This window comes from Desulfobulbus propionicus DSM 2032, assembly GCF_000186885.1.
GTDB lineage: Bacteria > Desulfobacterota > Desulfobulbia > Desulfobulbales > Desulfobulbaceae > Desulfobulbus > Desulfobulbus propionicus.
This window is the reverse complement of the sequence record NC_014972.1, coordinates 752,261-772,801: the sequence shown is the minus strand read 5'-3', so window position 1 is coordinate 772,801 and position 20,541 is coordinate 752,261. Positions and strand designations below refer to the sequence as shown.

General features: G+C 60.9%; 15 protein-coding genes. All 15 read right to left on the bottom strand.

The features are described from left to right. Positions 1-55 precede the first annotated feature (55 nt). The 15 genes from DESPR_RS03460 to DESPR_RS03390 all read right to left on the bottom strand — a co-directional run bounded on the left by DESPR_RS03460 (position 56) and on the right by DESPR_RS03390 (position 20,532). Positions 56-1,828, bottom strand: a complete 1,773-nt coding sequence (locus DESPR_RS03460; RefSeq protein ID WP_052302051.1) for a hybrid sensor histidine kinase/response regulator — start codon at positions 1,826-1,828, stop codon at positions 56-58. 32 nt (positions 1,829-1,860) lie between these two features. Further along, positions 1,861-2,676: an ABC transporter permease gene (locus DESPR_RS03455; protein WP_015723424.1), complete on the bottom strand. Its 816-nt coding sequence runs from the start codon at positions 2,674-2,676 to the stop codon at positions 1,861-1,863. Then, positions 2,666-3,292: an ABC transporter ATP-binding protein gene (locus DESPR_RS03450; RefSeq protein WP_015723423.1), complete on the bottom strand. Its 627-nt coding sequence runs from the start codon at positions 3,290-3,292 to the stop codon at positions 2,666-2,668. Before DESPR_RS03450 ends, DESPR_RS03455 begins: the two co-directional genes overlap by 11 nt. After that, complete coding sequence (locus DESPR_RS03445; RefSeq protein WP_043769623.1) at positions 3,279-4,388, bottom strand: glycosyltransferase family protein; 1,110 nt, start codon at positions 4,386-4,388, stop codon at positions 3,279-3,281. Before DESPR_RS03445 ends, DESPR_RS03450 begins: the two co-directional genes overlap by 14 nt. 26 nt (positions 4,389-4,414) lie before the next feature. Beyond that, positions 4,415-5,992, bottom strand: coding sequence for a sensor histidine kinase (locus tag DESPR_RS03440; RefSeq protein WP_015723421.1), 1,578 nt, complete (start codon positions 5,990-5,992; stop codon positions 4,415-4,417). Further along, positions 5,979-7,721: a radical SAM protein gene (locus DESPR_RS03435; protein WP_015723420.1), complete on the bottom strand. Its 1,743-nt coding sequence runs from the start codon at positions 7,719-7,721 to the stop codon at positions 5,979-5,981. The genes DESPR_RS03440 and DESPR_RS03435 overlap by 14 nt, the downstream gene beginning before the upstream one ends. Positions 7,722-7,892: 171 nt before the next feature. Then, positions 7,893-9,101: a cell division protein FtsZ gene (ftsZ, locus tag DESPR_RS03430; RefSeq protein WP_015723419.1), complete on the bottom strand. Its 1,209-nt coding sequence runs from the start codon at positions 9,099-9,101 to the stop codon at positions 7,893-7,895. A gap of 87 nt (positions 9,102-9,188) precedes the next feature. Then, positions 9,189-10,457, bottom strand: a complete 1,269-nt coding sequence (gene ftsA, locus DESPR_RS03425) for a cell division protein FtsA (RefSeq protein ID WP_015723418.1) — start codon at positions 10,455-10,457, stop codon at positions 9,189-9,191. Further along, the gene (locus DESPR_RS03420) at positions 10,417-11,355 is read right to left on the bottom strand and encodes a cell division protein FtsQ/DivIB (RefSeq protein ID WP_015723417.1); all 939 of its coding nucleotides are present in this window, start codon (positions 11,353-11,355) and stop codon (positions 10,417-10,419) included. The genes ftsA and DESPR_RS03420 overlap by 41 nt, the downstream gene beginning before the upstream one ends. A gap of 18 nt (positions 11,356-11,373) precedes the next feature. Further along, positions 11,374-12,294, bottom strand: coding sequence for a UDP-N-acetylmuramate dehydrogenase (gene murB / locus DESPR_RS03415; protein ID WP_015723416.1), 921 nt, complete (start codon positions 12,292-12,294; stop codon positions 11,374-11,376). Between the two features lie 4 nt (positions 12,295-12,298). Next, positions 12,299-13,684, bottom strand: coding sequence for a UDP-N-acetylmuramate--L-alanine ligase (gene murC / locus DESPR_RS03410; RefSeq protein ID WP_015723415.1), 1,386 nt, complete (start codon positions 13,682-13,684; stop codon positions 12,299-12,301). A 30-nt stretch (positions 13,685-13,714) separates the two neighbouring features. Then, a complete protein-coding gene (gene murG / locus DESPR_RS03405; protein WP_015723414.1) occupies positions 13,715-14,809 on the bottom strand; it encodes an undecaprenyldiphospho-muramoylpentapeptide beta-N-acetylglucosaminyltransferase in 1,095 nt (364 codons plus the stop codon). 228 nt (positions 14,810-15,037) lie between these two features. Continuing rightward, on the bottom strand, positions 15,038-16,414 hold the full coding sequence (murD, locus tag DESPR_RS03400; protein WP_015723413.1) for a UDP-N-acetylmuramoyl-L-alanine--D-glutamate ligase: 1,377 nt from the start codon (positions 16,412-16,414) through the stop codon (positions 15,038-15,040). A 3-nt stretch (positions 16,415-16,417) separates the two neighbouring features. Further along, positions 16,418-17,497 (bottom strand): phospho-N-acetylmuramoyl-pentapeptide-transferase, encoded by a 1,080-nt coding sequence (gene mraY / locus DESPR_RS03395; protein WP_015723412.1) that lies wholly within the window; start codon positions 17,495-17,497, stop codon positions 16,418-16,420. Further along, entirely contained in the window at positions 17,497-20,532 is a 3,036-nt protein-coding gene (locus DESPR_RS03390) for a UDP-N-acetylmuramoyl-L-alanyl-D-glutamate--2,6-diaminopimelate ligase (protein ID WP_015723411.1), read from the bottom strand. Before DESPR_RS03390 ends, mraY begins: the two co-directional genes overlap by 1 nt. Between the last annotated feature and the right edge of the window lie 9 nt (positions 20,533-20,541).

Here is a 20,541-nt window from a genome sequence, read left to right as displayed (position 1 = left end):
CAAAATTCTTCATCCTTCGCGGCAGGTGGCATGCGCGCCGCATCCCCCCCTTTTCTCAGGGCGTTTGTTCCTCGGCGAGCACCGCTGCGAGTAGCCGTGCCAATTCCGCCACTTTATAGGGTTTGGCCAGGACACCTTGAAAGCCATGGAGGCGATAGTCCGACATGATCGGGTCATGGGAATACCCACTGGAGACGATCAGACGAGCCTCGGCATGACGAGCCAGAATCTGCCTGGCGGCTTCCTTGCCGCCCATGCCGCCCGGTATGGTCAGATCCATGATCACCGCGGCATACGGGGCGCCGGCTGCGAGGGCCGCCTCGTAGAGCCGGACCGCGGATTCGCCATCGCCGCAGGTCGCGACCTGGTAGCCCAAATGGGTCAGCATCGACGCGGCGAGGTCGCGGATGGCCTCCTCGTCGTCCATGACGAGCACCAGCGGAGATTCACCGTTGCCAGCGGCCCGGGACATCGCCGGGGGAGCCACCGCCTCCGACAACGGCTGCGTGTCGCTTGCTGGCAGGTGAAGGGTGAACGTCGTTCCCTGGCCGACGACGGAATCGACTTCCAGCGCCCCCGCATGCCGGGTGACGATCGAGTAGGCCGAAGCAAGGCCCAGGCCGCTGCCCGTGCCCTTGGTGCTGAAATAGGGATCAAAGATGCGTCCCATGACGTCCGGCTCCATTCCGCATCCCTCGTCGGCGATGGTGACGCGGACATACCGTCCCGTTGGCAGGGAAAGCGGCGAATCTTCGGCGATCAGCTCGTTGTCGGCGGCGATGGTCAAGGTGCCCCCCTGCGGCATCGCCTGAACTGCGTTGATGATCATGTTGTTGAACACCTGGGAGATCTGGCCCGCATCGGCCTCGATCGCCCAGAGACCGACGTCGAATCGAGTCTCTCCCTTGACCGTTGATCCGCGCAGCATCAGGGCCATGGCCTCCTTGATCAGCTCGGCGACCGAGACCACCTGCTTGATCGGCTCGCCGCCGCGGGCAAAAGTCAGCAGTTGTCGGGTCAGGTCGGCTGCCCGGATCGTGGCCTGTTCCGCAGAAGCCAGTGGTTGACAGGCGGGATGGCCCGGTTCGAGCAGTACCTGGGCATAGGAGATATTACCCATGATCCCGGTGAGAATATTGTTAAAATCGTGGGCAATGCCACCGGCCAGCACACCGATGGATTCCAGTTTTTGCATCTTGATCAGTTCGTTTTGCAGCAGTTCCCGCTCGGTGATATCGGTGAGGATGACCATGATCCGCTTGCCGATCAGCTGGGTGTTGGCGATAACCTGCCGGACCGTGCCATTCTTGCAGGTCACCTTGACCTCAAAGGGGCGAATGGGAGTACCCTGCGTCCTCGCTCGCTCCAGTTCCGCCTTCCAGGCGGCGATCATTGGCTCCCGGTAATCCGGCTCGGGGTAGGCGTGGAGAAACCATTGCTCATCGGTGGCTATCTCATCGAGACTGTAGCCAAAGCGCTCGGAAAAATTGACATTGATGTATTCGATGGTCGTTCCGTCGGTCAAGGCCACCCCCACGGGCATGGCATCAAGGATATCGCGCAGGGCCTGCTCGTTTTGCCGCAGCTGGTCCATGGTCGCCTGATACACGGCCAACTCCCTGCGGAGCAGGACAAAGATGAACAGCGCCGTCCCGCCGACAAACAACCAACCCTTGACGGTCTGCAACTCTGTCAGTATCTCCGGGTCACGGGCGAAGAACGAAACCAACTGATCGGAGAAGAGTACCCAGAGCACGGCCACGACCAGATAAATCCCGGCGATCTTGAGCGGCACCCGGGTTCCGTTGTCGAGCCAACATCGTTCCATGGCACCTCTTTTTCGCCAGGGCGCATCAGGGTTCATGGCTCGCCTCCTTCTCCCGTGGTGTGCAGGACGTCGAGCCGGAGACGATGGCGGGCGTCAAACAGCCGTCGCTCCACGCCGCGGATGGCGGCCACAATACCGAAACCGGTGCCGGCACAGATGAGGAACATGATCAGGATCTGGTAGTGCACCGCATCCATGGGGCTGGAACCGCCCAGGATCTGACCGGTCATCATTCCGGGCAGACTGACCAGCCCGGCGGTGGCCATGGAATTGAGGTTCGGCATCATGCCGGCCCGGATAGCCTGACGGCGGATCTCGCTCGCCGCCTCGGCGGCGGTCTGCCCCAGCAGCAACCGCTGTTCAATAACCCTGCGTTGCTGCCACAGGGTTTCGGTCATCCGGTCCATGGCCAGGGCCACGCCGCTCATGGTGTTGCCCAGCAGCATGCCAAGCAGGGGAATGGCGTACTGCGGCGCATACCAAGGCTCGTTGCCGATAATCACCAGCAGGGCCAGCAGGGTGACGGTGAACGAGGAAAGAAACATGGCCCCGGAACCAATCAGCCAGCCCTGGATGCCTCGCAGCGATCGGTGCTGGCGGGCCATCACCTCGCGTCCGGCCGCGGCCAGCATCACCAGGGAGATGAGCGCCATGTAGACGATATGCACGTGGGCAAACAGCAGCTTGAGCACATGGCCGATAAGCAGCAGCTGCACCGTGGTACGCGCGGCGGCAATGGCCAGATTTTTACTCAACCCCAACCGCAGCCGCCAGGACAGGATTCCGAGAAGGAGAAGCAGCGAGGCCGCCAGGGTCAGATCGAGGGGAGAAAGGGGCTTAACGTGCATCGGCCGGGGCTCCCGCGTCAACAAGACGACCGCCGCGTTCCATGATCAGACGCCGTCGGCTGACCCGTGCCAGCTGGTCCGGATCGTGACTGACCCACAGCAACGACGCCTGACGCGCCCCGCAGTGGTTCAACAGCAAGGCCTCGACATTGGCCACCGATCCGGGGTCGAGACTGGCGGTTGGTTCATCGAGCAGCAGGCACTGCGGGCCGTTGGCCAGCAAACGGACGATGGCCAGCCGCTGCCGCTCGCCGGTGGAGAGCCGGCTGACCTGCCAGTTCCCGACCGAACGGTCAAAACCGACCGCTGCCAGGATGGCGTCGTCGACCGAACGGAAATCGGCAAAATGCTCGCCAACCCGATCGAGCCACCAACCGCTTTCCGCCGGCAGCAGTCCCACCAACCGTCGCCACTGGGGCGCGGGCACCCTGTCGGCATCGATGCCGCCCAGACGCAGTTTCCCGGTCCGCGGATCGAGGTCGACGATGGCCCGTAGCAACAAACTCTTGCCTGCCCCGGATGCGCCCTGCAAGCCCACGCATTCTCCACCGTCGATGCGGAACGAATAGGGGCCTCGGTCCTGGAAGCAGAGGTTGATCACTTCAAGGTCTGGCATGTGTTTGTCCAAGGAGTTCGATCAGATAGTCCGCCACCTGGTCCGCGCCGTTTGCCCTGTCCTCAACGGCCCGACGGCTGTTTGACCAGGACGGCAGGGTATCGAGCCACAGGCCGCTTTGCAGGTCGCATTCTTCTATCTTCCACGAAAGCAGATGACTGTCAAGAAAGGCCTCAAGCGTGGCCGACTCACGAAAACCGCGCCGCGCCACATAGGCAAAGGCGGTGCCAGCCTGGTAGGCCTCGGCCACGGTCGAGTAGCCGACCTTGCCGACCACCAGATCGGCGGCGGCCACCAGATCAGGGTGGTACCAGGGACCGTCCTGGGCAAGAAAACGAAGATTTCCGCTGAATTTTTCCTCCCGGCTCTGGCCACTGAACACGGCCACCAAATCACGGCGTTCACGCAGGGAGTGCAGGGCGATCTCCTGCTTCCCGCCGCCCACTCCTCCCATGGTGATCAAGATCAGACGCTGTTCCGACCCGCACTCGAGACGCCGGCGGATCGCGACTGGATCGCGTGGTCGGCGGGCCACCGGATCAACCTGTCGGTCGCACCGCATTGGACAACAGACCGGACTTGCCTGGAGATGATGATCAGCTTGGGCGAACAGGGCCGACAATCCCTCGACATGGGGGGCAAAGTCAGGCCACTGTTCGGCGTACGCCGCATAGATCCAGTCCCAGGTAAAATTTTCCACCAGGATCGAGGGGATGCCTGCCCGTTTGGCGGCCGCGATCCCCAGGGGCGCGATGTCGCACAGGACCAGCTGGCAGCCCTGCAGCGCGGCGGCGGCCTGATCGATCCGTTGCTCGTCCAGCGGGTAGAAGCGGTCCAGGGCCTCCAGGGTGGCGGGCAGATCTTCGGCCAGCGCATGCTGCTGGACCAGGCCGACATCGGTGATCATCGGGTGGAGAGTGTGCGGAGAGGCCAGGGATTGGCCGAACAACCAGGCCGGGACCGAGGTGAGGATCTCAAACCTGGCCTCGATCCGTGCGACCAGGGCCTGCATCACCGCGATCGCCCGGGTTGCATGACCGAAACCATGACCGCTGATGCAACAGCCGATCCGCGCCGCGCCGCTTGTCCCGCCCATCGTGTTCCCCCTTGCCGCCCGGTCCATCAGACCAGCACCGGCAGGGTGACGCGAAAAATGCTGCCCTCGCCCGGCGTGCTCTTGACCCCGATCACCCCCTGATGCTTCTCGACGATGCTCTTGGCGATGCACAAACCAAGACCGGTGCCGCGATTTTTATCGGTATAGAAGGGGGTGAAGATCTGTTCCAATTTTTCCGGAGGAATGCCGATACCGCTATCGGCCACCTCGACCGCCACCGCGCCGCCTCCGGGTTCCAGCATGGTGTTCAGCAGCAGGTCACCGCCCTGGGGCATGGCCTGAATGGCATTGAATACGATATTGAGCAGCACCTGATAGATCTGTTCACTGTCGAAGGGAATCTCGGGCAGGTTCGGATCGAGCCGAACCTCCAGCCGCACCGCCTTCTGCTGAAATTCCGGCTCCATGAACCGCAGCAGCCGCTCGACCACCCCGTTGAGGGAACCGGGGACTTTGTCGACCTCGCGCGGCCGGGCAAAATCGAGAAATTCGCGGACAATGGCGTCGAGACGCGAGGTTTCCTCGACGATGATATTGGCCAGCCGTTCGTTGCCCGGAGCCACCTTGCTGATCCGGTTGCCCAGGATCTCGGCGGTGGAGCGGACAATGCCCAGGGGATTCTTGATCTCATGGGACACCGCCGCCACCATCTTGCCGAGGGATGCCAGCCGCTGAGCCTCGTTCAGCTGCTCCTCCAGGCGCAGCCGCTCTTCGGCCCGTTCGGCCATGATCCGGTTGGCCCGCACCACGATCATGCTGAGAATGGCGAATAAAATGGACATGATGATCAGGGAAAGCATGATCACCCTGGCCTGGAGGCTGATGATGGCTTCAAGGTCCTCGGACAGGTCCTGCACCACCTCGATGACCCCCATGATCTCGCCGGTCCGCTCGCCCAGCTTGTTTTCCTGGCGAAACGGCACATAGGTCTTCAGGGTACAGAACACCTCGGCCGCTCCAGGCAACAGACTGAACAGGGAACCGCCACTGATCAGCACCGAATTGCTTTCTCCCTTGGCCGCTTTCTGGTATTCCAGTCCGCCCATGTCCCGCTTGCCCATCAATTCGGGAATGGTCGAATAGGCCACCCTGTTCTGCACCGGTTCGAAGATGGTCACCGATTCGATGTTCATACCGCGGGTGATGTTGGCCACGATCTGGTCGAGGCGCTCGTATTGATCCTGCTCGGACAAGGCGATGCGGCCGTAGCGCACCACGGTGGGCAGGACGAATTGGAGGAACACCTGACGGTTGAGATTGTCGGCAAACAACCGCGAATAGGCCTCACTGCGCTGCAGGAGCACGCTTTTGGCATTGCTGGCGATCACCCACGATAGGATGAAGGAGGCGATCAGGATCAGCAGCAGCGAGGTGAAGGAAAAATACTTGACCAGCTCGAAGGGCAGCAAGGCATTGGCTTCGTCCCGGAAGCGCAGACGCCGCCAGAGCAGGGAAAAATCAAGCCGCACCGGCTTGAGGCGGATATTCCTGCGGATCCACTCGATCCAGCGGCCGACGGTGCCCCGCTGTCCGTTGAATTGGGCTATCCGGCGATGGACTCCGGACGGTTTACTTGGCTTCATGGCAGACACCGCAACGGCGGCAGACCGCCGGTTGGCATGGAGGGGTAGCGAGACCGCGCACGGCGCGCGCATACTCTTCCCACAAAAATCCCGGACGGATTCCATGGTCCACCACCTCCCAACACATCAGCTCGTGCTGGTGCCGGGGCCGGACGGCATACTCCCAGGGATCGACCCGGTGGCGCCGCAGGGCCTGTTTGAACGGCAACCTGCCGCAGCCGATATCCAGCAGGGCCGGACCAAGGCGGCGGTCGCCACGGGAATACACCGCCTGCTGCAGGGCCTGGTCGGGATGATCGAATTTGAGATGGAGATTGGCCATGTTGCCCAACATCTTTCGCAGATAGCGAATTTTCTCCTTGAGGCCCGCCAGGGCCGGCTCGATCCGCTCCTCCTTCGCCTCGGCAGGGGCCAGGCCGCCAAAGGAGCAGTACTGAAAAGGGGTCCAGGCTTTGGGCACGAAACAGTTGATCGACAGGGTCAGTTCGGACAACCGTTTTCTCGACCGGCCCACCGGCAGGATTCGGGCCAGCAGCCGATCGACCAGGCGGATGAGCTCGTCCAGATCGTCCTGGGTTTCCGTGGGCAGACCGATCATCACATACAGTTTGAGGTGGAAAATGCCGGCCGCGACCAGCCGTTCCGCAGCGCCGAGCAGATCCTCTTCCCCGAGTCCCTTGTTGATCAGGGTTCGCAACCGCTCGGAGCAGCCGTCGGCGGCGATGGCCACGCTCTTGAGGCGGGAGGCGGCCAGCAGTTCCAGGGTCTGTGCCGTGATCCGATCGGCTCGCAGGGAGGAGAAGGAAAGCGCGCAGCCATGTTCGCGCAGATACGCGGCGATGCGGTCCACGGTCTCACTGCTGGCCATCTCCATGCCGAGCAGCCCGATGCGGTTGATTCGCTCCGGTCGATCCGCCAATCCGGCCAGGATGGCCTCGGCCGTCCACAGCCGGGGTGGCCGGTAAATGAACCCTGCCGCGCAGAAACGGCAGCCCCGGCTGCAACCGCGTCCCAGCTCGACCATGTACATGCCCAGTTCTGCCTCGGGCGACAGCAGGGTCGAATGGGCGGCGCGCGCCATTGCCGGGGCGATGACCTTGGTCACCCGTTCCGGTAATCCCGCCTTGGGCTCTATCCGACGGACTTCGCCCTTATCCCCGTACACAAAATGATACATGCCGGGCACATAGCAACCAGGAAGCGTGGACCCGATGGTGACCAGTAGTTCTTCCCTGGGGATGGCGGCAAACTCGTTCAGGGATTCGATCAGTGGTTCCAACAGCGGTTCCGCTTCGCCGATAACCATCAGATCGGCAAAAACAGCCAGCGGTTCGGGATTCATGAACACGCCGACCCCGCCCAGGATCACCAAAGGATTGCCAGCGCATACCTGTGGAGAACGGTCCGCGGCGAACGGGGGGATGCCTCCGGCCGCCAGCATGGCCGTCAGCCTGGGGTAATCGTGCTCGAAGCTGATCGACCCCATGACCAGGGGAAAATCGCTCAACAACCGGGAGGATTCCAGCGAGCGGAGCGGTTGGTCCTGATCGGGATAGACGAACCGTTCGCAAACAACCCCCTCCTGCTGATTGAGCAGGGTGTAGACCAACTGATACCCCAGATTGGACACGGCCACCGGGTAGACATTGGGATAGAGCAGGGCGACCGGCAGCCGGTCTTTCCATTTCTTCCGGACTGTACCGGTTTCCTGGGTCAGATGTGCGGACACCGGGACAAACCAAGACAGGAAAAAATGGGGATTCGGTGCAACCTTGACGAATACGGCCAAGGGCCGCTTCGAAGCGCCAAAACGACGCAGGGGAATATCCTGTCGATATTCCCCTGGATGCCTCTGTTCATGCTTCCCGCCAACGTCATGCGCGGGGCTGTTCGCTGGCCGTCAGTTGGCTTTCTTGCGCAAATAGGCCGGTTCGTCAAATTCGTTGAGTTCGTGGTCGTCGAAAATCGGTTTGGGCATGCGCGGCATTCCCTTGGGCAGCAGGTTGGGTTTGGCAATGCTCACCGCCGAGGAATCGGTCAACATGGCGTCCTCGTCGACCAGCCGCGGCAGACGTGAACGGCTGCTTGCCGGCAGAGCCGGGGCCTGGCGGCTGCGCACCACCTCCAGCTGGTTGATCTCAGGTTCCTCGATGCTGGCAATGCCGGTGGCGATGACCGTGACCCGCAACTCGTCGCCCAACGATTCGTCAAACAGGGCACCGATGATGATGTTGGCCTCGTCGTGCGCCTTTTCCTGGATCAAGGCCGAAGCCTCCATGAACTCGTTCATGGTCAACGTTTCCTTGGCCGCGGAGATATTGATCAGGATGCCGCGGGCGCCATCAATCCCCACATCTTCGAGCAGCTGGTTGTCGATGGCCCGCTTGGCCGCCTCGGTGGCACGATTTTCGCCAACCGCCGTGCCTGTACCCATGATCGCCGGGCCGACTTCCTTCATAACTGTCTTGAGGTCGGCAAAGTCGACGTTGATATGCCCCGGCAGATTGATCAGGTCGGTGATGCCCTTGACCGCCTGCAAGAGCACGTTGTCGACCATCTGCATCATGTCCACCAAGGTGGAATTCTTGTTCATGAGGCTCAAGAGCCGATCGTTGGGCACGGTGATGATGGTATCGGAAAACTCCTTCAATCGTTCCCACCCGGCCTCGGCATTGCGCATCCGCTTTTTCGCTTCAAAATAAAAGGGTTTGGTGACAACGGAAACCGTCAGGGCGCCGGACTCCTTGCTCAGCTTGGCGATCACCGGCGCGGCGCCGGTGCCGGTGCCGCCGCCCAACCCAGCGGTGATGAACACCATATCCGCCCCTTTGAGCACGGCCTGGAGATCCTCATAGCTTTCCTGGGCGGCCTCCCGTCCCATCTCGGGGTCTGCTCCCGCACCCATGCCCTTGGTGATGCCAGGCCCCAGCTGAAGCCTGATGTCGGCGCGGGACTTTTCCAGGGCCTGCATGTCTGTGTTGGCCGCGATGAATTGCACACCTGCCAAGCGGCTTTCCACCATGGTGTTGATAGCATTGCCGCCACCGCCACCGACTCCGATTACCTTGATCACTGCCACAGATTCTTCTTCGGCCATTCTGAACGGCATGTTGTTCTCCCCAGAAAAAATTCTCTGATCAATTTCCTTTCTCTATACCACCATGACCGGCGGCGCCAAAGGAAAATCCCAGTCATTTCAGACGATATTCTTGACCCAGTTTTTCAGCTTACTGACCATTCCGCCGCTTTCTTTCGGCACATACGTTTTTGCCTTGCTGCCATGCAACACCAGACCGACGGCGGTGGTGCACCGGGGCGAATGGACATCCTCGATCCGTCCGGTCACCCCTTGCGGATAACCGATGCGCACCGGCAGATCGAAAATCTGCTCCGCCATCTCGACGATGTTGGCCAGCAGCGCAGTGCCGCCGGTGATGACAATGCCGGCATTGATCCGGTTGCGATAACCGGAGGCGCAGATGTTCTTGTTGACCATCTGCAGAATCTCTTCCATTCTCGCCTCGAGAATTTCCACCATGATCCGTTGGGAAACCTTCCGCGGCTTGCGGTCGCCCACCGTGGGCACCTCGATGATATGATTTTCCTTGATCATGGAGGAAAGCGCGCCGCCATAGAGATATTTCAGTTCCTCGGCCTCCTGCAGCGGGGTTCGCAGCCCCACGGACAGATCGCTGGTCAGGTTGTTGCCGCCCAGGGCCAGCTCCCAGGTATGCTTGATGGTGCCGTTGCAGAAAATGGCCAGGTCAGTGGTCCCGCCGCCGATGTCGATCAACGCCACCCCGAGCTCCATCTCGTCCTTGCCGAGCACAGTCAGCGAAGAAGCCACCGACTCGAGCACGATCTCGGCCACGTTCAATCCGGCCCGGTTGCAGCTGGTGACCACGTTGTGCAACGCGGTGACGTCGGCGGTGACGATATGGACGTTGGTCACCAACCGGACCCCGGTCATGCCGAGCGGATTCTGGATACCGGTATGGTCATCGACCATGTACTCCTGCGGCAGGACATGGATAATCTGCTGATTATCGGAAATTTTAACGGTCTGGGCGGCTTGGATAACGGCCTCGATATCCTTTTCCTTGATCTCCTGATTGTTGATGGCGATGATCCCAGGAGAGTTGAACCCCTTGATATGGTTACCGGCAATGCCCACATACACCGATTCGATATCGCAGCCCGCCATGTCCGAAGCGGCCTCGACCGCCTGGCGGATCGACTTGACCGTCGACTCGATGTTGACCACCACCCCTTTTTTCATTCCCGAGGAAGCGGCCGTGCCGACTCCAATGATCTCCACTCGATCGTCGAACACCTCGCCGATCATGGCGCAGACCTTGGTCGTGCCTATGTCCAGGCCGGCAACGAGCTCGCCCGGCTCGCGCGGTTCCTGCTCGTCCAACTCCTCATCCGTCAATTTGGGTTCCGGTAACCAAGACTTTATCATCTAAATAATCCATTCGAATTTCTTTAACGGCATCAACCTGTTTCTTTGCATACAACTGTTCAAGAACCCTAACCAGCCGATAATATTTGGTCTGCAAGCGATCGGCCCCGAAGTACACGGGAAAGGGTCGATCCACCAGATAGAGGACAAGCCCCAATTTCTGGTCAATATGTACTTCCGAGATCGCCTGGATCGGCAGAATGGCGTTTCCCTTGGCGGCGAGCTGCAAAAGGTTATACGCCGCCTCGGCCAAGCCGCCCTTGACGAACACATCGGATGCAACATCCTTTTGGGCCACAACCCCGGTGATCACCGGTAAATCCAACTCCTGCCCCTGGCCGGCATCGGCAAACAGAAAACCCGACCGGCTGACATAGCGCAATCGCTTCTCCTTGCCCGACTCCAGATTTGCCAGGGCAAAGGGTTGGTGCTCTATGACGCTGATTTCCACCGCCGACGGCCACTGGGTCTTGATTTCTGCCCGCTCAACCCACGGATGGGTGGCGATACGAGCCTCGGCGGCCTTGACGTTGAATCGCAGCAGGCTGCCACCGTGCTGAAGCCCGGACAAATCAAGAACTTGCCGTTCGGTGACGACCTGCTCCCCGGTGATCCGGATATCGGACAGCCGAAATACATTGGACCGCATGAGCAGTCGAGCCGACAGCCACAACATCCCCACAGCAACACCAAGAAGCACCAGGAACAGAACAATGTTTTTGACCCACCGCTTCCACTTCCCCGCCCGCTGGCTGCCGCCAACCAGCGCCTGCGGCCGGAATGGAACCGGCTTGGTCTGCTTGCGTGGCAGAGTGCCCTGCAGCCTATCGGTCCAGGTGGACTTTTTGGCCCCTCGTTGGGATCGGGACGGTGCCTGGCGGGGTGTATAAATCGCCATCAGCGCTCAATTCCCTGCCTAAAAGATATGGACTTCAGGCTCCAATAATACGCCTGATTGCCGCAGGACCTCTTGCCGGACCTTTTCCATCAAGCCCACGATATCCTCGGGCACCGCTCCGCCCGTATTGACGATAAAATTGGCATGCTTGGGCGAAACCATGGCCTTGCCCACCGCCAAGCCCTTCAAGCCTGCCACCTCGATCAGCCGGCCGGCAAAGTCTCCCGTCGGATTTTTAAAAAAGGAACCGGCCGAACCGATCCCCGCAGGCTGTTTCTGTTTGCGTTGAGCGATGATTTCCCGGCATTGTCGGGCGATCTGCGCACCATCGCCCGTCTGGAGCCGGAACACGCCTCCGGTGATCAACATCTTGGCCTGGGGTTCTCCCGGCAGACACGTACTTCGGTAGGCGAATTGCACCTCCTCCCGGCGCGCCTCAACCATTTCACCCCATTCGGTGGCGTAGCGCACCGTGTCAACAACCTCTCCTATTGCATGGCCAAAGGCGCCGGCGTTCATACGAATGGCTCCGCCGACCGATCCAGGAATGCCGGCCATGAATTCCAGACCGCGCAAGCTGTTCTTCATGCACCAGCCCACCAGGGCGCCAAGGCTGCAACCGGCGTGTACCCGCACCCTGCATTCACCGTTGTTCTCCCGGTCGCAGTCGATGTCCCGAACCGAACCATGCAGCCGAATATACACGCCTTCATGGCGTCGGCTGGTAAACAGGACGTTCGAACCACCGCCAATGACCTGCCAGGGAATTCGCCGCGCATGCAACCATTGCAACACCGCGGCCAGATGATCGGCGTCGCTGAGTTCCACCAGCGCTTCCACGGTTCCACCGGCCCGGAAAGTCGAGTAGGCGGCCATATCGGCATCCCAGTGGATCAATGGGCACAACGCCGCCAGTTCGTCACGCTGTTGACTGTTCATCGCATCATCCCGAGTGCTCCTTGAGCAGGTCCAGCACCTGCTCACCGGCACGCACAATGTTGCCCGCCCCTAGGGTAAGCAGAAGATCGCCGGGTTGGAGTAACGGCATCAGGACCTGGGGCTGTTCAACCAATTGGGGGATGAAATGGGCCTGGCGCTGGCCGCGCTGCTTGATCGCTTCCTGGAGCCGCTCGGAGGTGACGCCCTCGATTGGCGATTCGCCGGCTGCGTAGATGTCGGTCAGCACCAGGACATCAGCCCGGCGGAAGGCGGTGGTAAACTCGGCGAACAATCCCTTGGTACGGCTGTACCGATGCGGCTGAAAGGCCACCACCACCCGGCGATCCGGCCAGCCTTCACGCACCGCATCCAGGGTTGCCCTGATTTCAGTGGGATGATGGCCGTAGTCGTCAACCACCAGTACGCCGGCGGCCTCACCCTTGATTTGGAGGCGGCGTTGCACGCCCTGAAAATTCTCCAGCGCCCTGGCGATCACCGAAAAATCGATTTCCAGCTCCAGACCCACGCTGACCGCAGCCAAACTGTTGTAAATCAGATGTTTTCCCGGACGGTTGAGGCGTATGACGCCCAGTTCTTCCTTGCGGCTGCGTACCGTGTATTGGGAGGTACCGTTGCCGGAGATGATCTTGACAGCCTGCAGATCGGCCTGTTCCGTTAGTCCGTAGGTGGCGATCCGCTTCTGAATCCGCGGCAGCAGTTGGGCGATGTGATCGTTGTCGATGCAGACCACGGCCACCCCATAGAAGGGGAGACGGTTGATGAATTCAAGGAACATGTCCTTGATATGATCAATATCACGATAATAATCAAGGTGTTCCAGATCGATGTTGGTCACCACTTCGATCACCGGTGACAACTTGAGAAACGATCCGTCGCTCTCGTCCGCCTCGGCCACCAGAAACTCGCCCTCGCCCAATCTGGCGTTGCTGCCCAACCCATGCACCTTGCCGCCGACCACCACCGTCGGATCCAATCCGGCTTCGGCCAAAATGGCCGCCACCATCGAGGTGGTGGAAGTTTTGCCATGACTGCCAGCAACGGCGATGCCGTATTTTTTCAGCCGCATGAGCTCCGCCAGCATTTCTGCCCGCTGCACCACCGGCACATGCGCTTCCTTGGCGGCAACGACCTCGGGATTGTCGGCGGCAATGGCTGTGGAGGTCACCACCACGTCCGCGCCGGCCACCCAGGCCGCATCGTGCCCCTGGTGGATCACGCCCCCCAGGTGTTCCAGCCGCCGGGTGATGTCAGTGACCCGCAGATCGGAGCCGCTTACCCGATAGCCAAGGCTCAACAACAACTCGGCAATGCCCGACATGCCGATGCCGCCGATGCCGACGAAGTGGATATGCTTGGTTTTTCTATACATGAAGGCGCCTGCTGTCGAAGTCGTCGGGGTTCATCCATGCCACCCCTTTCGGGTAGCAAGCTGCAAACATTCATCCACGATCCGGTTGGTCGCATCCGGCATTGCCATGGTCTTCATGTTGGCCGACATTGTATGTAACTCTTCCGGGTTCTGCAAGTATTCGCTGATCGATCGGGCAAGAATTTCACCGGTCAATCCTGATTCACGCAACATCCTGCAACCACTGCCTTTTACATAATATTCCGCATTGGTTGCCTGGTGATCATCGGCGGCGTACGGATAGGGGATCAACAGCGCCGGCAGCCCCATGACCGCCAATTCGGCCAGGGTGGTGGCGCCGGCTCGGGATACCACCAGGTCGGCTCGGGCATAGACACTGGCCATGTCACGGATAAAGGCCGTCACCTCGGCATCAATGCCCAGTTTGTGGTAACAGGTGCGCACCTGTTCTTCATCGGCCCCCCCTGTTTGATGAATCAGGTGCAACGCTCTCCCCTGCCTGGCCAGCTGCTCCATGGCCTCCATCACTAACAGGTTGACCCGGTGCGCCCCCTGGCTGCCGCCCAACACCAGAAGGGTGGTTGACCGCTCAGGCCAAGGCGTTTTTTCAGAGGCGGCAGCGAGGATCTCCCTGCGCACCGGATTTCCAGTGCGCACGGTCTTCGCCGGCGGAAAAGGGGGAACGCAAGGCAGGGAAATAAACACTTTGTCCGCCAGCCGACCGGCCAACCGATTAGCCATGCCCGGAACCGAATTCTGCTCATGAATGGCGATCGGCACCCCCAACATCCGCGCGGCCAGCAACACCGGACCCGTCACATAGCCGCCCACGCCAAAAACGAGATCCGGATTGAATTGCCGCAGCATCCGCATCGCCTCCAGCACGGCCCCAGGCATACGTAACAGGCTGCGAAGCCGTTGCATCGTTCCAAGGCCCTTGACTCCGCCGCATTGCAGCCCAGCCAGCTCAAAGCCACAACCAGCCAAGGCTTGCTGATCAAGCAGGCGCGAGGTACCGATGAACAGCACCCGAGTGGCCGCAACCCGTTCCCGCATGGCGGTAGCCACGGCAATGCCGGGGAAGAGATGCCCGCCGGTTCCGCCGCCGGCAACGATCAAACGCATGGGGTCCTTCGCCCAGCCAAACGAGACCAACCCGGATCGTGCACGGGCCGCAACGTCTGAACCACTCGATTACCGATGGCCGCTCGTATTTCCATCATGACTTCGGCAAAACAGTCGGGACAGTAGCCATGGGAAACCACAGCGTCCACTGACAGCTCGGAAACCTGCCGCCAACCGCCCTCCTGCTCCACCCTGTGACAGACACAGCACATACGAATCAGGGCCATCTCAAGCCTCCAACCGTTCCTGGCCAATCTGGTGGACGCATTCGGCGAACACCCGGCCGCGCTCGTCGTACCCGGAAAACATGTCGAAACTGGCACATCCGGGTGCCAGCAACACCAAATCGCCGCTGGCCGCCGCCGTCATAGCTCTGCGCACCGCATCCTCCATGGTGGTCGCCGCTTCCGTGGGAACCAGCGAACCCAGGGCGGCCCGCATCAGGCCAGCCGCCTCGCCCACCAGCACCAGATGCTTGACCTTCCGCCCGACCACTTCACGCAACAAGCTGTAATCACTTCCCTTGTCCCGACCGCCGGCGATGAGCACGACAGGCGACTCACAACCAGCCAGCGCAGCCTCCAGGGCCCCGATATTGGTCGCCTTGGAATCATTGATGAACCGCACGCCGTCAATGGTCGCGACCTCGGCCATGCGGTGGGGTGGAGGCACAAAACGTCTCAACCCTTCGGCGATACCGGCCTGTTCGCAACCGGCCAGGGTAACGGCCAGGATGGCCGCAGCGGCATTCAACTGATTGACCGAGGAGTGGAGTGTAGTACCGCTGAGCACATACTCGGTTTTCCCGGACAGGGCGCCGGCCATCAAGGTGAGAAGAATCCGTCCGTCGGCAATGCGCGCCGTGCATCCTTCGGCGCGGCCAAAGGTGAAGCGGCCAACCTCTGGATTCAGTGGTGTTGCGGCGGCGACAGGGTCGTCCGCGCCGAGGATGGCGCGGTCGCCCAGTTGCTGGTGGCGAAAGAGATTCTGCTTGGCCAGGGTGTAGGCCTCCAACGATCCATGGCGATCCAGATGATCAGGGGAGATATTGAGCAGCAGGCCGATATCGGGCCGGAAGGCGCCGGCCAGATCGAGCTGGAAACTGGACAGTTCGAGCACCACCGCATCATACCCCTGCGGATCGGCGAAATAGTCGAGCAAGGGAGTACCTATGTTGCCGCCAACAAAGGGGTTTTTTCCCGAAGCCCGCAACAGCTCACCGATTAGACTGGTGACAGTGGTCTTGCCGTTGGAACCGGTGACCGCGATCACCGGAACCGCATACTGGCCCGCGGCGAGGGCGAGCTCGCCAAGCACCGGCAGTCCCTGTTTCCGGGCGGCCTGCAATACAGGCAGGTCAAGCGGCACGCCGGGTCCGGGAATGACCATGTCCGCACCGGCAAGAAAAGCGGCGGTATGTCCCCCAGTTTCCAGCGCCACCTCCGCCTGCTTGAGGAATGCCAAGGTATCTGGGGGGATCTGTTCCACGGCGCGGCGATCGGAAACCCGTACCCGCACCCCCCGATTCACCAGATAACGGACCGTGGACAGCCCGGCTGCCCCCAATCCGATCACCACTGCCTGTGTCCCTCTTGATATCTGCACGATTTATCTCAGCTTTAAGGTTGCCAGCGCAATAAGGCCAAGAATGATGGATACGATCCAAAAACGGACCACCACCTTGGGTTCCAGCCAGCCCTTTTTTTCGAAATGGTGATGAAAGGGCGCCATGAGAAAAATTCGCCGACCGCCGGTCATCTTGAAATAGCCCACTTGGAGGATGACCGAAATCGCCTCCATGACAAAAATACCCCCGACAATCACCAACAGGAATTCCTGCTTGGTGATGATCGACACAACCCCCAAGGTGCCCCCCAGGGACAGGGAGCCGACATCGCCCATGAAAATCTCCGCCGGGTAGCAGTTGAACCACAGAAATCCGAGGCAAGCGCCAACCATGGCCCCGCAGAAAATGGTCACTTCGCCGGCTCCGGGAACATAGGGAATTTGCAGATAGCTGGCCACGACCGCGTTGCCGGCCACATAGGAAAAAATCAAATAGGTCGAGGCGGTGATGACGATGGGACCGGCGGCCAAACCGTCCAATCCATCGGTGAGATTGACCGCGTTGGAAGCACCGACAATCACCAGCACCGCAAAGGGCAGGTACCACCAGCCCAGATCCGGTTGATAGGACTTAATGAACGGGATGCTGAGAATGCCGTCGTAGCCGGGCGTCAGCAGGAGAAATATCCCCACCACCGCGGCCCCGAGCACCTGCAGGGCCAATTTCTCCCTGGGACTCAACCCGCGCGAATTTCCCTTGCGGATCTTCTTGATGTCATCCATCGAGCCAATCAACCCGAAAAACAAGCTGATACCGATCAGCAACCAGACTAGGCCACTCCGCAGGTCGGTCCACAGCAAGGAGGAGGCGGTCACGGCAAAAAGGATCAGCACCCCGCCCATGGTTGGTACCCCTTTCTTGGAGAAATGCGTCTCCGGACCATCGTCGCGGATGACTTGGCCGATCTGTTTTTTCTGTAGCCAGGCGATGAATCGCGGACCGATGATCACCACCAGCAGAAAGGCGGTCACCGCGCAGCCGATGGAGCGAAAGGTGATGTAACGGAAAACGTTGAGCCAGCTCAGCTCGGTGTGAAAGGGGTAGAGGAAATTATAGAACATTATTCCGTTACGTTTTTCTTTGAATTATTCAAGCGTTGCTCCAGTTCATCGAGGAGCTGCTCCATGCGCATGCCGCGCGACCCCTTGATCAACAGCCAGTCGCCGGCGGCCAGGTCCCCTCGGGCCAGCATCGGATAGATCCAGTCGGCCATGGCGCGGGGATTGGCAAACACCCGGATGTTTTCCTCCTTCATACCCGCGGCGCTCGCGGCTCGCGCCATCACGGTCGCCTGCATCCCGGTCAAGGCCAGAAAATCATACCCCAAGCTCGCCACCAGGGCGCCTATCCCGGCGTGCAGATCTTCGGAAGCGGCACCCAGCTCGAGCATGTCGCCCAGAGCGGCCAGATGCCGGCATCCCCTGTGGCCGAAGGCGGCCACGGTGCGCAACCCCGCAGCCATCGAGGCGGGATTGGCATTGTAGGCGTCGTTGACGACCTTCAGCCCTCCCGGCAGTTCGGTGACCGCCAATCGCTTGTCCACCGACGGAGCATACCGCTGGAGGCCCTGGGCAATGACCTCGGGTCCGATACCTGCGGCATGGGCGATGGCCGCGGCGGCGACGCAGTTGCTGACATTGTGGGCGCCAAAGACCGGCACGGTCACGCGCGCCCGCCACCCTTCGATGTGCAGGGTAAAGCGCATGCCCTGTTCACCCAGATTGTCCGGGCGGGTGGCCCGGACCTGTGGTCCAAATTTGCGGCCGGAAGGAGTTACCGCAAAACCAATCTGTTCGCCAGCAAATTTTTTGGCCTGCGCCCGGACATGGGGATCATCGAGGTTGACTACCCGCACCGCTTCGGGCCGCATGCCGGCGAAGAGCTCTCCCTTGGCCGCAGCCACTCCGGCAAGACTGCCCAGTCCCTGGAGATGGGCTGGGTGAACGTTGTTGATGCAGCCGATATCCGGATCAGCGATGGCCACCAGCCGGGCAATCTCGCCGGGAACATTCATCCCCATCTCCACCACCGCGAGCCGGTGACCGGCCTCCAGCGGCAGCAGCGACAGAGGCAGTCCGACCAGATTGTTGAAGTTGCCTCTGGTTTTAAGAACGGCGTCCATTCCGGTGCGGCTGCCCTGCAACGCCTCGGCAAAGATGCTGGCCACCATTTCCTTGACCGTGGTTTTCCCCGAACTGCCGGTGATGGCCGCCACCTTGATCGTGCCGTTCAGCAATCGACGTCGGTAGGCTGCCAGATCGCCCAAGGCGCGCAGACTGTCTTTGACCTCGATATACAGAACCTCCGGACGCATGCGTGGCGGCATCCACTCGGCGACAATGGCGCCGGCCCTCTGTTCGGCAGCGGCTTCGATATACTGGTGCCCGTCAAAGGCCTCTCCCTTGAGCGCCACGAAAATATCTCCTGGTCGCAGCTGGCGGGAATCGGTGCACACCGAGGCCAATACACGACAGAGCGTGCCGCCGGCAACCTTGCCGCTCGTGGCGGCAAGCAGATGGCGCTCGTTCCAGTGCAGCAGGCCGTTGGTCGCTTCCTGGCGATCATCAAAAAAATGCTTTTCCGTGCCGATGATCTGGTAGGTTTCATGCCCCTTGCCGGCGAGCAGGACGCTGTCACCGGGAGCGGCAAGGCTGCACGCCGCTGTTATGGCACACCTGCGATCGGCAATCACGGTGTAACCATCAACCGGCTGTGCAGCGTTCAGCAACGCCCAAGCGTCGGTCCTAGACTTGCCGCCGGCCTCCACACCGGCAACGATCTCGTCGATGATGGCCTCCGGCGCCTCGGTGCGTGGATTGTCGGAGGTCACGACAACCGCGTCGGCCAACTGGGCCGCAACCCTGCCCATCAATGGCCGCTTGCCGCGATCACGGTCGCCGCCGCAACCGAAAACGCAAAGCAAACGTCCGGTGGTCAGTTTTTTCAGATTGCGCAACACATTGTCCAAGGCATCCGGAGTATGGGCATAATCGACAAACACAGCGGGCCCCGATCCTATCTGCTCACCAGGTAATCGAACCCGTTCCAGGCGGCCGGGTACCCGCCCCACCCTGGCCAATCCCTCAAGAAACCGATCCGGCACCAGGCCCAACCCCAGTCCAACGCCCGCCGCAGCCAGCACATTGAGCACATTGTATTCCCCGGTCAACGGCGAAGCAAAGTTCACCTCCGCGCCCCGCAGATGCAAGCAGCACCGAAACCCCTCCATGGTCTGGGTCAATTGATGCGCGCTCACTTCGCACGAACCATGCAAACCGCAGCGAATGACCTGCTCCGCCGGCAGTGACGCCGTCAGCAGGCCGCCCCAGTCGCACCCCTCCGCCTGTGGCCCCAGCACCACCACCGCTACGCCTTGCTCCTTGAGATGCTTATGAAAGAGCTGTTTCTTTGCCTCGAAATAGACCTCCATCGACTGGTGATAATCGAGATGGTCACGGCTAAGGTTGGTGAACAAGGCCACATCGAAGCGGGTCGAGCCCAGACGCTGCTGTTGCAGGGCGTGTGAGGAAACCTCCATGATCACATGCGTCACACCGTTGTCGGCCATGGTGCGAAGCAATCCCTGCAAGGTCACCGGATCGGGGGTGGTCAGGGGGGCGTCCTGGATGATATGGAGGCCGTCGGCACCGTGATAGCGGTAGTTGACCGTTCCAATCACTCCGGGGCGGAAGCCGGAGGCGACCAGCATCTCCTCGATCAGCCACGAACAGGTGGTCTTGCCATTGGTGCCGGTGATGGCCACCAATTGCATCTGGCTGGCCGGATAACCGTTCCACGCAGCGGCCAGTTCACCAAGCGCGGCTGGACAATCGTCGACCAGGAGCACCGGAACATTCCACTCATCAACCCCCTCATCGACATCGACCACCACAGCCAGACACCCTTTGCCGATCGCCTCCGGAATATAGCGGCGGCCATCCGTCTTTACTCCACGAACGGCGACAAAGAGGCTTCCCGGAACGACCTGCCGTGAATCCGAGGTGATCGCCGTCACAGGCTGTGCGAGCACGGTTCCCGAAAGCCGCCGGTTCGCCCCAGGGGCGATGGCCTGCACAAGTTTTGCCAAGGTGATCATAACCGCCCG

What these genes read in the sequence shown, in the direction of transcription:
- DESPR_RS03450 (WP_015723423.1), bottom strand. Translation starts at nt 3,292, where the DNA reads ATGCCAGACCTTGAAGTGATCAACCTCTGCTTCCAGGACCGAGGCCCC.
- DESPR_RS03420 (WP_015723417.1), bottom strand. Translation starts at nt 11,355, where the DNA reads ATGGCGATTTATACACCCCGCCAGGCACCGTCCCGATCCCAACGAGGG.
- mraY (WP_015723412.1), bottom strand. Translation starts at nt 17,497, where the DNA reads ATGTTCTATAATTTCCTCTACCCCTTTCACACCGAGCTGAGCTGGCTC.
- DESPR_RS03390 (WP_015723411.1), bottom strand. Translation starts at nt 20,532, where the DNA reads ATGATCACCTTGGCAAAACTTGTGCAGGCCATCGCCCCTGGGGCGAAC.
- ftsA (WP_015723418.1), bottom strand. Translation starts at nt 10,457, where the DNA reads ATGATAAAGTCTTGGTTACCGGAACCCAAATTGACGGATGAGGAGTTG.
- murG (WP_015723414.1), bottom strand. Translation starts at nt 14,809, where the DNA reads ATGCGTTTGATCGTTGCCGGCGGCGGAACCGGCGGGCATCTCTTCCCC.
- murC (WP_015723415.1), bottom strand. Translation starts at nt 13,684, where the DNA reads ATGTATAGAAAAACCAAGCATATCCACTTCGTCGGCATCGGCGGCATC.
- ftsZ (WP_015723419.1), bottom strand. Translation starts at nt 9,101, where the DNA reads ATGCCGTTCAGAATGGCCGAAGAAGAATCTGTGGCAGTGATCAAGGTA.
- DESPR_RS03455 (WP_015723424.1), bottom strand. Translation starts at nt 2,676, where the DNA reads ATGCACGTTAAGCCCCTTTCTCCCCTCGATCTGACCCTGGCGGCCTCG.
- DESPR_RS03460 (WP_052302051.1), bottom strand. Translation starts at nt 1,828, where the DNA reads ATGGAACGATGTTGGCTCGACAACGGAACCCGGGTGCCGCTCAAGATC.
- murB (WP_015723416.1), bottom strand. Translation starts at nt 12,294, where the DNA reads ATGAACAGTCAACAGCGTGACGAACTGGCGGCGTTGTGCCCATTGATC.
- DESPR_RS03440 (WP_015723421.1), bottom strand. Translation starts at nt 5,992, where the DNA reads ATGAAGCCAAGTAAACCGTCCGGAGTCCATCGCCGGATAGCCCAATTC.
- DESPR_RS03445 (WP_043769623.1), bottom strand. Translation starts at nt 4,388, where the DNA reads ATGGGCGGGACAAGCGGCGCGGCGCGGATCGGCTGTTGCATCAGCGGT.